Source organism: Parageobacillus thermantarcticus (genome assembly GCF_900111865.1).
In the GTDB taxonomy this organism is placed as follows: Bacteria; Bacillota; Bacilli; order Bacillales; family Anoxybacillaceae; genus Parageobacillus; species Parageobacillus thermantarcticus.
In genome coordinates, this window is sequence record NZ_FOJS01000063.1 from 1 (window position 1) to 10,758 (window position 10,758).

The 10,758-nt window shown below is 40.8% G+C and carries 20 protein-coding genes; 19 read left to right on the forward strand and 1 reads right to left on the reverse strand.

What is annotated here, in order from left to right:
• Positions 1–25: 25 nt before the first annotated feature.
• From BM278_RS16615 to BM278_RS16665, 13 genes are all read left to right on the forward strand, one after another.
• The gene (locus BM278_RS16615) at positions 26–484 is read left to right on the forward strand and encodes a dUTP diphosphatase (RefSeq protein ID WP_244151213.1); all 459 of its coding nucleotides are present in this window, start codon (positions 26–28) and stop codon (positions 482–484) included.
• Entirely contained in the window at positions 484–975 is a 492-nt protein-coding gene (locus BM278_RS16620) for a RuvC family protein (protein WP_090952017.1), read from the forward strand. Before BM278_RS16615 ends, BM278_RS16620 begins: the two co-directional genes overlap by 1 nt.
• Positions 976–999: 24 nt before the next feature.
• Positions 1,000–1,362, forward strand: a complete 363-nt coding sequence (locus tag BM278_RS16625; protein WP_090952020.1) for a hypothetical protein — start codon at positions 1,000–1,002, stop codon at positions 1,360–1,362.
• A gap of 5 nt (positions 1,363–1,367) precedes the next feature.
• Complete coding sequence (locus BM278_RS16630) at positions 1,368–1,868, forward strand: hypothetical protein (RefSeq protein WP_208601829.1); 501 nt, start codon at positions 1,368–1,370, stop codon at positions 1,866–1,868.
• 15 nt (positions 1,869–1,883) lie between these two features.
• Complete coding sequence (locus BM278_RS18940; RefSeq protein WP_167359668.1) at positions 1,884–2,021, forward strand: hypothetical protein; 138 nt, start codon at positions 1,884–1,886, stop codon at positions 2,019–2,021.
• A 44-nt stretch (positions 2,022–2,065) separates the two neighbouring features.
• Positions 2,066–2,407 carry a hypothetical protein gene (locus BM278_RS16635; protein ID WP_090952022.1) on the forward strand — a complete coding sequence of 114 codons (342 nt, stop codon included), beginning with the start codon at positions 2,066–2,068 and terminating at the stop codon, positions 2,405–2,407.
• A 40-nt stretch (positions 2,408–2,447) separates the two neighbouring features.
• On the forward strand, positions 2,448–2,741 hold the full coding sequence (locus BM278_RS16640; RefSeq protein ID WP_090952025.1) for a hypothetical protein: 294 nt from the start codon (positions 2,448–2,450) through the stop codon (positions 2,739–2,741).
• A gap of 192 nt (positions 2,742–2,933) precedes the next feature.
• Positions 2,934–3,302: a hypothetical protein gene (locus BM278_RS16645; RefSeq protein ID WP_090952027.1), complete on the forward strand. Its 369-nt coding sequence runs from the start codon at positions 2,934–2,936 to the stop codon at positions 3,300–3,302.
• Entirely contained in the window at positions 3,299–3,439 is a 141-nt protein-coding gene (locus tag BM278_RS18945; protein WP_167359669.1) for a hypothetical protein, read from the forward strand. Before BM278_RS16645 ends, BM278_RS18945 begins: the two co-directional genes overlap by 4 nt.
• A 95-nt stretch (positions 3,440–3,534) precedes the next feature.
• Complete coding sequence (locus tag BM278_RS16650; protein ID WP_090952029.1) at positions 3,535–3,735, forward strand: XtrA/YqaO family protein; 201 nt, start codon at positions 3,535–3,537, stop codon at positions 3,733–3,735.
• Positions 3,735–4,262, forward strand: coding sequence for a hypothetical protein (locus tag BM278_RS16655; protein ID WP_090952033.1), 528 nt, complete (start codon positions 3,735–3,737; stop codon positions 4,260–4,262). Before BM278_RS16650 ends, BM278_RS16655 begins: the two co-directional genes overlap by 1 nt.
• 49 nt (positions 4,263–4,311) lie before the next feature.
• Positions 4,312–4,812, forward strand: coding sequence for a sigma-70 family RNA polymerase sigma factor (locus BM278_RS16660; RefSeq protein WP_090952036.1), 501 nt, complete (start codon positions 4,312–4,314; stop codon positions 4,810–4,812).
• Between the two features lie 89 nt (positions 4,813–4,901).
• Complete coding sequence (locus tag BM278_RS16665; RefSeq protein ID WP_090952039.1) at positions 4,902–5,963, forward strand: hypothetical protein; 1,062 nt, start codon at positions 4,902–4,904, stop codon at positions 5,961–5,963.
• Between the two features lie 6 nt (positions 5,964–5,969).
• Here the strand turns inward: BM278_RS16665 and BM278_RS16670 are convergent, their stop codons facing one another.
• Positions 5,970–6,188 carry a hypothetical protein gene (locus BM278_RS16670; protein WP_090952042.1) on the reverse strand — a complete coding sequence of 73 codons (219 nt, stop codon included), beginning with the start codon at positions 6,186–6,188 and terminating at the stop codon, positions 5,970–5,972.
• A 244-nt stretch (positions 6,189–6,432) separates the two neighbouring features.
• Here BM278_RS16670 and BM278_RS16675 point away from each other — a divergent pair, with 244 nt between their 5' ends.
• From BM278_RS16675 to BM278_RS16705, 6 genes are all read left to right on the forward strand, one after another.
• Positions 6,433–6,651, forward strand: a complete 219-nt coding sequence (locus BM278_RS16675; protein WP_090952046.1) for a hypothetical protein — start codon at positions 6,433–6,435, stop codon at positions 6,649–6,651.
• Between the two features lie 427 nt (positions 6,652–7,078).
• Positions 7,079–7,231: a hypothetical protein gene (locus tag BM278_RS19065; RefSeq protein WP_208601830.1), complete on the forward strand. Its 153-nt coding sequence runs from the start codon at positions 7,079–7,081 to the stop codon at positions 7,229–7,231.
• Between the two features lie 4 nt (positions 7,232–7,235).
• Complete coding sequence (locus BM278_RS16685; protein ID WP_090952052.1) at positions 7,236–7,628, forward strand: HNH endonuclease; 393 nt, start codon at positions 7,236–7,238, stop codon at positions 7,626–7,628.
• Between the two features lie 107 nt (positions 7,629–7,735).
• On the forward strand, positions 7,736–8,236 hold the full coding sequence (locus BM278_RS16690) for a phage terminase small subunit P27 family (protein WP_047818752.1): 501 nt from the start codon (positions 7,736–7,738) through the stop codon (positions 8,234–8,236).
• Positions 8,233–9,936, forward strand: coding sequence for a terminase large subunit (locus BM278_RS16695; protein ID WP_090952055.1), 1,704 nt, complete (start codon positions 8,233–8,235; stop codon positions 9,934–9,936). The genes BM278_RS16690 and BM278_RS16695 overlap by 4 nt, the downstream gene beginning before the upstream one ends.
• A gap of 232 nt (positions 9,937–10,168) precedes the next feature.
• Positions 10,169–10,758: phage portal protein (locus BM278_RS16705; protein ID WP_143093480.1), on the forward strand; the 590-nt coding region annotated here is incomplete at its 3' end.

A 10,758-nucleotide genomic window follows, 5' to 3' on the forward strand; every position in this document is an offset into this window, starting at 1 on the left:
GGCGCCGAGAACAAAAATTGAATATATATGCCCGACTTGTAACGGAACTGGCGATGAAAATTATGATAGTTATATTGACGATCTCGAAGGTGGTTACACGCACGAAGTCATTAATTGTGAGGATTGCGGGGGAACGGGGACTTTAGGTTACAAAAATCCACTCCTTGAAGAATACGTGGACTGCCTGCATTTCATCTTATCGATCGGAAACGACATCAACATGAATGAAGTGTATGAAGATTATGAACCAAAGCCGTTGTATTTCGGTGACGGTGATATTCTAGGGCAATTTATCGCCATATACGATTGGATCAACTCCCTTTATTTCCATCGTGATGAGGATGTTAGTGGTGAGATATATGATTTGTTTTTTGCATACTTTCTTGGTCTTGGCGAAATGCTCGGATTCACATGGGAACAAATCGAAGAAGCGTACATGAAGAAAAACGCTGTTAATCACGAACGTCAGGAGATGGGATATTGATGAGATTTGAGAGATTCGTAGGCATTGATCCATCTTTACGGACGGGCTTTGTAGCGTTATCTCCGTTTGGGGAAGTGATTGAGGTGAAAGAGATTGAGAGAGAGGGAGACGACCCGGCGAGGATGAGCGAACTGATCCAAGCCGTAGTCGATTCGGTGCATGATACGGATTTTGTCGCAATCGAAGGGTTTGGATACGCGAGTCAGCGAGGCTTCCTTTTGGGTGGAATCGGATGGGGGATGCGAATGGAGCTGTACAGACGGGGCATTCCATATATCGACGTCGCCCCGTCTCTTTTGAAAAAATTTGCCGGAGCGAAAGGAAACGCAAATAAAGAGAAGGTTGTGCTTGAGGTGTATAAACGATGGGGATTTGAAAGCGACTCGAATAACGTTATAGATGCGTTCGTATTGGCGCAAATCGCTAGGGCTTTGCGTGAACAAGTCAAGTTAACAAAGTTTCAACAAGAAGTTCTAAACAAAATTTCGTAAGACAAAAGGAGAAGGAGGGAATAAATGGAACAGCTGACGATTTTCGATTTTGTGGAAGACGGACAGACAGCGGATATCAGCATATTGAACAGGATACAGAGTGCTTTTCCAGGATGGGAAGCGATCGGATACGTCAAGACATACGAATGGCGCTGGCGAGATGGCACGGAGGAAGACTATTCGGCGATCATTAGGCGCAATGATGAGTATTTGTGGGTTCATGTGTGGTTGTACGAAGACGGACGGACACAACAAGGCTATGTTCAACGGGCAGACTTCGAACCGCATTGGTTCGATCTGTACGAGAAAAAGGGAAAACATTGGGTATGGCGATCGCTCGACGATAGAAATCGAGTGTTTGAAGTTGCAAGGAAAAATATGGGGTGAGTAGGATGGCAACCTTGACGAAAATTTCTCCCTCTCGCATGGGACCGCCACGGTTTGGCAACAGACCGCACAATATTGATTCGACGGTAAGGACATATCAGCTGACACCGGAACAATTAGAAAGGCTACGTGCTGGCGAAAATCTTGATGATATTTTGAAGGAGGACGAGGTGATGAAGAAAACAGTGATTGCTTATTCGAAATATGAGGAAGTTGTGGCCGAACGTGATGAGTTGAAAAAGCAGCTGGAAGAATTGCAAACGAATATGGAAAAGGAAGTCGGGCATTGGAAAGAGCTATTTGAAACCGCAATGGCAGACAAGGAACGGCTGAATAAAGAAAATTTATTGCTAGAAAATCAGATTCAAAGATTGAAAGAAGCAAACGATGAACTGACGGCCAAAAATGAGCGCTATTTTGCCGATCTGATGCGTTTGGAACAAGAGGTGAAGGGTTTAAGACTATACGCACTGCAAAAGCTCCATATCGACGTCTACGGGGCTTAAAAGTGGGGTCTGTCTATGAAGCACAGAAAACGCAAAGCAAAATGGTACCTGTTGTTTCGACGTGAAGATGGCCAAGCTGTCTATCGATATGAGCCGTTGCGGAAATGTGAGTTAAACAGCCGAATTCGCAAAGGTTGGAAGGTAGTACAGTGAAACCTTTGTGAATGGTAGACACAAACTGTGAAGGAGTGAATTTAATGAACAGCAAAACAAAAGAACTGCTTCAACTATTACAAGACCACCCTGACCGAGAACTCATTTTTATGTATCCAGAGGAAGGGTCTGATCATTACTACACATTAGGACAGCCAAAAAGGATTATACTCGATGAATACACTATCGTAGATGATACAGTTTGGTTTCGATTTGATAATCAAGACGAGTTATTTGACCACATAGCTGAAGAAATTGCTGAAAGACATTTTAGTGAATTTCCTCTATCAGAGGAACAAAATGAATGGGTAAATCAACAGGCTAAAAAGAGAATCGAACAGCTTGAATGGAAAAAAGCTATTGTGGTATATATCGAACCAGCTTAATGAATATTCCGAAGATAATCTGAACGATCAAGGTGGTTTTATGGGCAAATCGCTACGCAAAATCAAGCGTGAGAGGGAGAAAATTTCTTCTCCCTTTCATCCAGATGTAATGACGGCATGGAATCGCGGATTTGAAGCAGGCGCCAAACGGCAAAACGAATTAGACACGCAATTGATGCTGGAATGGCTTGGGAAGTTGGAAGAAATCCCGGGGATCGGTCAAAAGACAGCGTGGAAAATTCGTGAACATTTTCTTGATTTTATGAAGGAAAAGAGGGAACGAAATGAATCTGCCTTGGAACAAAACAATACCGCGGCAGATGACTACAGATGATTTTTCAGAAGAAGGGGTCAAGTGTCCATATTGCGGTGAATACAAACAGTTCTTAGTCAGCATTGTTCTTGCAGAGGGAATGGACTATATCTGTGAAGAGTGCAGAAAACATGAAACATTAGTGGATTTATTTAGACCTCCTTCAAAAAAGGAATTTAAGGAAAGAATCAAATCGATATTGGAGGGGTTGAAATGAACGAAAAAAAACGCATAGAGAAAATCAAAAACATCAAAAATTTTCCCATGTATTATCAAGATGAATTAGGTGGTCACAGAATCCGTTATTTCGTTGATGAACTTGACTTAAATTGGTTGATTCAGCAAGCAGAAAAAGCCGAACAACTACAAGAACGTGTTGAAGAACTAGAGATGAAATACGAAAACACAGGCGCAATTTTCAATCGTCAGTACATGCGAGAGAAAATCGAACGGTATGAGAAAGTGTTGAAAGAAATGATCGAAGCGAAAGACCTAGCAGATTGGCTTTCGCAAAACGAATGGGCAACGGAAGCGGATTATTTCGTTACGAAAGCGCGAGAGGCATTGGAGGGAACCGAATGATCTACATCCTACGCCATCCGAAAACGCACAATGAAATTCGCACAAAACGAAAATGGAAAGTGAGACAGTACCAGCTGCTCGGGTATAGGCTTGTGAATCGGTATGACCCGACAGCAACGCAGAATTGTAAATTATAAGGTCTGGACATAAAAAAAAGACCGGACTTCTCCCGGTCAATGACGGTGAATACAATGGTTTTCTAACCACATTATAACATATGGGAGGGAGTCTCGTGAGATTAAGAGAGTTGCAAATTAACCCTAGTACAAAAAAGCTAGAGATTGATATAATGGAACAAAAAGGGAGTTTTGCCATCGTCATTTGTGATGGAAAGGCAAAAATCACTGAGTTACCTGCATATGGGGAAACAAAAATTATTACTCATCAAGGGAAAGTAAAACGTGTTAAGTTTGACGAGGGGGAAGAATTTTAGTGTGGTGGAAGGATATAAGCACTTGGAGTTCTGTTGCAACTATTATTGCAGCAATTGCAAATTCTGTAGCTGCTATTTCATCATGGAAAGCAACAAGTACAGCCAAAAAAGCTGTTGAAGAATCTAAACGACAAATTAACTTACAAAAAAAGCAGTATATAAGTACCAGAAGGTCGTATGTCATGTTTGAGGACATAATACTTAATGGTTTGCAAAAAGTAACTTTTACCTGTGTTCCTATGAATTATCCATATTTTAAAATTAAAAGTGTAAGTGTCAATTTAGAAAATACAGAAGTTAAGATACTTGAGAATAAAATTGATAAACTTCAATTTGCTATTCATGGAATTGATCGTGTTAAAGAAAAAAGCTTTGTTATCGAGATAACTTATACGACAATAGCTGAAGAAGATATCGTTGCTAAGAAAACAATATCTATTGAAAAATTGAGTAAATCACCTACGTACTACAGTAAAACAGATATGGAGATATATAGTTCTACCAGTCAACTGGAGGACACTGAATGAGCTTAGCGCTCGTTTGGTGTCCTCTTTTCATTTGAAGGAGGTCGTCTATATGAACGATCTTGTCCAAGAATATAAAAAATCCTTAAAAATGGCGCGGAAAATGTACATTAAAGCTAGTGAAGAAGATAAAAAAATTATAAGAGGAATGATTAGCGATTTAGAATTTGCCATTGAATGGATGGAAACAAGTCGTATGCCAGGAAACAGAAGAGGCATTGAACGAAGAGCTGCTTATCAGCGCGAAAAACCGTTTGACCCATTGTTAATGCAAAAGTTTTTTCGGTCTAGTGAGCCAGTTTACGAATGGGACGATCACGAAGAAGAAAGTCTCATAACAGAATGGGACCGTCAACGAATTGAAGATGCTTTATCAGTGCTTACTGATCGGGAACGGGAAGTATATCTAATGTCGCGTGGATATTGCTTAACATATAGTGAGATTGCGAATTATCTATGTATATCGTCCAGCAGCGTACAAACAATGATCGAAAGAGCCGAGAAAAAAATAAGAAAACGTATAAACGAAAGCCTCTTCTGCCTTTGCGGGTGAAGAGGCCTTATTTATAAGTTACTAGATATATGAATTAAATTGGTATAAAATTTTGTTAAATTCAAATTATTTCAAGAGGAGGGAAGTCAATGGAGGAGTTAGTTAAATATATCCCGCAAATTCCTGAAAACCAAAGGTATTGGTTTGTAAGGACAAATTCAGGGGAGTATTACGAAAACTTTGTCAACGATGGATTCATAGGTATTGGCTGGAATCGAATTGAATTGAAACATTTGAAAGAAAACAGACCTTTAGAGGATATTGTTAGAGAAAAATATAAAAATGAAAATAGGCCTAACTATGTTGCGAATCAAATAAAAACTTTTTGCTATGATATAAAAAAAGGAGATATTGTCTTAATTCCTTCAAGCAAATCGGCATACATACACTTTGGCATTGTTCAAGATGATGAACCGTATGAAGAAGATATACCAATTGAAATTGAAAATATCGACGAACATTCTGAATGGTTTTTTGAATATGAGGGAGTTTGTCCGTACCGAAAGAGAAGACAAGTAAAATGGATTAAAGTAGTCAGAAGAGATAATTTGGATCCACAATTGTACAAACTTATATATTCGCAACACACAATTTCTAAAGCAGACGGTTATGCTGAATATATTGACAAATCATTATTTGATTTTTATATCAAAGGAGATAAGTGTCATTTTATATTGCACGTGCGCAGGAAAGAACACATTAAGGCTCATCATTTGATTCCTTTCATGTCCGATCTTTTAGCGATAGCTGACAATAATAAACTTGGTTCTGATAATGAAATTGATATTAAAGTCAGCATCCAGTCGCCGGGAACGATTGAACTCATTGGCGGTATCCAAAACATCGTTATTTTTTCTCTTATCTTGCTTACAGTGGTAGGTGGAAGGTTCAAATTTTTCACAATGGAGTGGGATACGCCGGGAATAGTCGGGAGATTTTTAGAATGGCACAGAATAAAACGACAAGGACAAAATCAAGAGCAAGAAACTAATGGGCTAACGGAACAACAACAGGAAAGATTGGTAGCTAACGCAGAGAATCTTGACATTCAGATGCCAGAACAGCTACAAAAAGCATTGAAGGCATATATTGAAGACATAAACAAACAGATGTCTGCTGCAGCAGAAACAAAAAGTAAAGAGGAAGAATAAATTTAATTATTCTTCCTCTTTATACCTATTTTCAACTTTAAAAAAAGCTTTTACGGTTAAAAGGGCTAATACGAATGATATTAATTCCCTTATATAAAAAATACCTATAGTACTGTTATTGAATATATTCAGTTTCAAAAGGGCAAGGTCATATAAAAGGAAAAAAATGGCGGTAAGAAGTACAAACATATTTATTTGGGAAACTATACCAATTATTTTTTTCATGCCACCTCACCCCTTTGAAACATAATATTCGATAACATAATAAAGTTTCCTGCAATTTATAATAACATTTTAATACTTTGTAAAGCAAAACAAAATAGGTGTAATGCATCGTTTTTTGTCGTACAAATGCCACTAATAAGTGAAAGGGGTATGAAGCAGGGCGAAACTTCCCAACAGAATGCTTTTTTTACCTAGCGTCACTCCGATCGGGGTGGCGTTTTTATTTTGGAAGGAGGTGAAACTGATGCGGTTTGAAGAGGCTTTTCCAGCAATGCGGGAAGGAAAAACGATTAAAAGTAAAAAGGCGCAATATGGTATTCGTTTCAAATACGAAACATTCGGATGTGTCGATGATGATGACCGTTGGATGATTTCACGAGTAGATGAGAACGGAAAAGACGTATATTACGCCGATATAACTGCAGAAGATTTACTTGCAGAGGATTATGAAATTCTTGACTGACCTCCTGATTTTTTCAGGAGGTTTTGTATTGAACAAAGGGCATAAAACAATGTCTTCATGAGATAAGAGGATATTGCTTTGTGTCCTTTTTATTGGCTTTGGAGTGATGAACATCATTCTTATTTGGAGGGAAACAATATGGTTTTTGAAAAACCCAGTGCTAGGATTTATTACGGCGAAAAGCACTGTGTAAAACCGGGTCCGCAAACACCAAGACCGCCTAAACCACTATCGCAAAATTCTACCGAAAGTGAACATAAGCCTGACAAGAAATGCGATCACTTGTATCGTGAGTTTAGAGTTGAGAACGCCAGCGATATAATTCTCACAGTCTATTTCTATTGTCAAAAGTGTTTGGATATACAGATTAAAAAAATCGAATTGTAAGCACTCAATCGGGTGCTTTTTCTTTTGGAGGTAATACCATTTGTTTATTGGCTTAGGTTTAGGCGTCGGGACAGTGATGTTAATCCAGTTGGTTGTCGATCTATTTGAAGGCGAATTTACCGATTTCCGTTGGTATTTGATATGCCCTTGCATCATGCTGTTATGTTTTGCTTTAGATGCTGTTTGGGGTTGATGACATGCCGAACAGACCACTGCGACCATGCAACAAGATTGGATGCAGGAACCTCACAAGAGAAACCTACTGCAACGAACATAAACACCTAGCCGAACAAAGACAACGATCAAGACGGAATGATAAGGAATACGACAAGCACAAACGGAACCAACAAGCAAGAGCCTTCTACCATAGTCGAGAATGGGAACGTATTAGAGAGGCTGTGTTAGTTCGAGACAATTACTTATGTCAGCATTGTTTACGAGACAAACGAATCACACGTGCAGTAATTGTGGATCATATAGTGCCGCTATTGGTGGCATGGGATAAACGATTGGACATGAGTAATTTGCAATCACTATGTCAAGCCTGCCATAACCGGAAGACGGCGGAGGATAAACGACGGTATGGGTAGGGGCGGTCAAAAAAGTTTGGCAAAGGCCTCTGGGACCGGCGGGGGCCAGGCAAACGCGCACAAAATTCGTTTTTTCTCATAAAAGGGGTAAGCAGGAGGTGAGAGAGATGGGACGAAAAGCGATGCCGATTCAGCTACATTTGTTGCAAGGGAATAAAAGCCGATTGACGAAAAAAGAAATCGAACAGCGAATGGAAGCTGAAGAACGATTGAAGCCGAAAGCGGACAAGGTGAAACCTCCTTCTTGGCTTGATCCTTTAGCTAAAAAGGAATTCAAAAGGATTGTTTCTGAACTATCGGAGCTGGGACTGATCACAAATGTTGATATTGTTGCCCTTGCTACATATTGCGATGCCTATTCGGACTATGTGAAGTGTACAAAAATGATCGCTGAAGAGGGGCTCATGGTCGAATACACCAACAAAGCGGCCGAAACAAATAAAGTTCCTCATCCTCTTCTCACCAAGAAAAAGCAGTTGCATGAACAAATGAAAAGCTTGGCAGCCGAATTCGGATTGACACCAGCTGCTAGGGCAAAATTGGCGATTGCGAAAGAGGATAAAAAGCCGAAGACGGAAGAAGAAGAGCTGTTCGGTGATGCGTTATGATAACTGAATTGATCGCTCGGATTGTCCGATATGCTGAAGATATAGTTGATGGGCGCATAACGGCGTGTAAAAAACATAAACAGGCGTGTGAGCGGTTTTTAAAAGAGATTGAACTCATCCCTAACGACGATTATCCATACTATTTCGACGGTGACGAACTTTATCGCTTTTACCGATGGGCGCGGATGTTTAAACACACAAAAGGTGTATTGGCTGGCCAGCCGATTGAATTGACTGATTTTCAACTTTTTGTTGTTGGTAATATCTTTTGCTGGAAACGCAAAGAAAACGATTTGAGACGATTCCGAAAAGCATATATTCAGCTGGCTAGGAAAAATGCAAAGTCTCAACTTCTCGCATTGATCGCCAGTTATGAATGTTTTCTGTCGCCAGAGCAGTCAGAGGTGTATATTGCCGGATGGGGGCGGGAACAGTCCAGCATCGTATACAATGAGGTGCTGTCACAAATCCAGTCATGCTCACTGCTAAACGGCAAATACACCGATTCCTATGGGCGTATCCGGCACAAAAAGAGCGGTAGCATTATTCAGCCGTTATCGAAAGAGGCACGGAAAACAGGGGATGGGAAGAACCCTAGTCTTGCCGTCATTGATGAATACCACGTACACGAAACGAGCGAGATATATGACGTGCTAGTTTCCGGTATGGCTGCACGCAAAAATCCATTGATCGTCGTTATTACAACAGCAGGATTCAACCTCGATTCGCCTTGCTATACCGAATATCAGTACGTGTCAAAGATTCTTGATCCCGATTCGCCAATCGAAAACGATGAGTATTTCGTGATGATTTGTGAATTGGACAAGGACGACGACATCAAAGACGAACGGAATTGGATAAAAGCCAATCCGATCGTCGCGACGTATGAGGAAGGCATGAATTTTTTGCGAAGTGAACTGCAAACAGCTTTAGATGTGCCTGAAAAAATGCGGAGCTTTTTAACGAAGAACATGAATATATGGGTAGACCAAAAAGACAACGGCTATATTCCGTTAGATAAATGGCGTGCATGTGCTACATCGAAGAAAATTGATTTAGATGTCCGAGAATGCTATATCGGCGTGGACTTGTCTAAAAAAATCGACTTGACGAGCATCAGCGGCGTTGTCCCGTTAGGCGACGGCCGTTTTTATGTATGGTCGCATAGCTTCATTCCAGAGGATACGCTGGCTGAGAAGCGACGGACGGATAAAGTTCCATATGATTTATGGGTAGAGCAAGGCTGGATCACCGTCACACCTGGCGCTGTGGTGGATTATCACTTTATCCAGTCGTATATCAAGAAGCTGGCTGATGACAAGCTGTGGGACATTAAGGAGATTTGCTACGACCCGTATAACGCCACGCACTTCGCTCAGGAAATGGAAGCGGAAGGCTATACAATGGTCGAGATTAGGCAAGGAATTCGCACGCTGTCGGAGCCAACGAAGTTTTTCAGAGAGTTGGTTTTTTCGGGCAAGATTGTGCACGATGATAATCCTGTGCTCAATTGGGCGGTCGGAAATGCTGTTGTGCGGCAAGATCATAATGAAAATATCATGCTAGACAAGGATAAATCAACTGACCGTATCGACCCGTTAGCGGCTGCGATCAACGCGATGACGCGGGCGATGACGAGAACAGAGACGGTTGATATTAACGAAATTACTGAGGAATATCTCAAAATGATGGGCTGGTGATTGAATGGCTAAGGCATTGAAAAACTTCATCTCGAAAGTGCTAAAAAGTCTTCTAACGGATTGGTTAGAGGACTTTTTAATTTTGATCGGTGTTGTGATTATCCTATACAACACTTATCACCATTTTGGTGATACTGCCGGAAATTATTTGCTTGGGGCACTCTTCCTGCTTTTCGGCTTTGCGTTCGCTAAACGGTGATAGCAGCAACTCCTTTGTAAAGGAGGTGAGAACGTGGGATTTGTTAGAAATGCGTTAAAGAGAAGGGTAAAAAACGAAACAGTGGATATGATGAATCCTAAACTGCTGGAGTGGCTCGGCATTGACCCGGATACACCAAAAGATAAATTATCCGAAGCAACCTATTTTGCTTGTTTGAAAATCTTATCTGAAAGCCTGGGAAAATTACCTCTAAAGATGTATCAGCGTACCGATCGAGGCATCGTGAAAAGCGATAAAGAGGATGTCTACAACATTTTAAAGCTACGTCCGAATCCCTACATGACCAGCAGCATCTTTTGGTCAACGGTGGAAATGAACCGGAACCATTACGGCAACGCGTATGTATGGTGCCGGTACGATGGACCGGTACTGCAAGATATGTGGATAATGCCAAGCAATCATGTTGTCATCGTTGTGGACGACCAAGGGATTCTAGGAAAAAAGAATGCAATATGGTATCGTTACAACGATCCATATGATGGCAAGCTATACGTCTTTAGAAACGACGAGGTTTTGCATTTAAAAACATCTACAACCTTTGACGGCATCACCGGCTTGTCTGTCCGGGATGTACTGAAGCATACGGTTGACGGCGCGCTCGA

Bases quoted from the DNA above. Each gene is read 5' to 3' on its own strand.
- BM278_RS16620 (WP_090952017.1), top strand. From the start codon at position 484: ATGAGATTTGAGAGATTCGTAGGCATTGATCCATCTTTACGGACGGGC.
- BM278_RS16625 (WP_090952020.1), top strand. From the start codon at position 1,000: ATGGAACAGCTGACGATTTTCGATTTTGTGGAAGACGGACAGACAGCG.
- BM278_RS16630 (WP_208601829.1), top strand. From the start codon at position 1,368: ATGGCAACCTTGACGAAAATTTCTCCCTCTCGCATGGGACCGCCACGG.
- BM278_RS18940 (WP_167359668.1), top strand. From the start codon at position 1,884: ATGAAGCACAGAAAACGCAAAGCAAAATGGTACCTGTTGTTTCGACGT.
- BM278_RS16635 (WP_090952022.1), top strand. From the start codon at position 2,066: ATGAACAGCAAAACAAAAGAACTGCTTCAACTATTACAAGACCACCCT.
- BM278_RS16640 (WP_090952025.1), top strand. From the start codon at position 2,448: ATGGGCAAATCGCTACGCAAAATCAAGCGTGAGAGGGAGAAAATTTCT.
- BM278_RS16645 (WP_090952027.1), top strand. From the start codon at position 2,934: ATGAACGAAAAAAAACGCATAGAGAAAATCAAAAACATCAAAAATTTT.
- BM278_RS18945 (WP_167359669.1), top strand. From the start codon at position 3,299: ATGATCTACATCCTACGCCATCCGAAAACGCACAATGAAATTCGCACA.
- BM278_RS16660 (WP_090952036.1), top strand. From the start codon at position 4,312: ATGAACGATCTTGTCCAAGAATATAAAAAATCCTTAAAAATGGCGCGG.
- BM278_RS16665 (WP_090952039.1), top strand. From the start codon at position 4,902: ATGGAGGAGTTAGTTAAATATATCCCGCAAATTCCTGAAAACCAAAGG.
- BM278_RS16670 (WP_090952042.1), bottom strand. From the start codon at position 6,188: ATGAAAAAAATAATTGGTATAGTTTCCCAAATAAATATGTTTGTACTT.
- BM278_RS16675 (WP_090952046.1), top strand. From the start codon at position 6,433: ATGCGGTTTGAAGAGGCTTTTCCAGCAATGCGGGAAGGAAAAACGATT.
- BM278_RS16685 (WP_090952052.1), top strand. From the start codon at position 7,236: ATGCCGAACAGACCACTGCGACCATGCAACAAGATTGGATGCAGGAAC.
- BM278_RS16690 (WP_047818752.1), top strand. From the start codon at position 7,736: ATGGGACGAAAAGCGATGCCGATTCAGCTACATTTGTTGCAAGGGAAT.
- BM278_RS16695 (WP_090952055.1), top strand. From the start codon at position 8,233: ATGATAACTGAATTGATCGCTCGGATTGTCCGATATGCTGAAGATATA.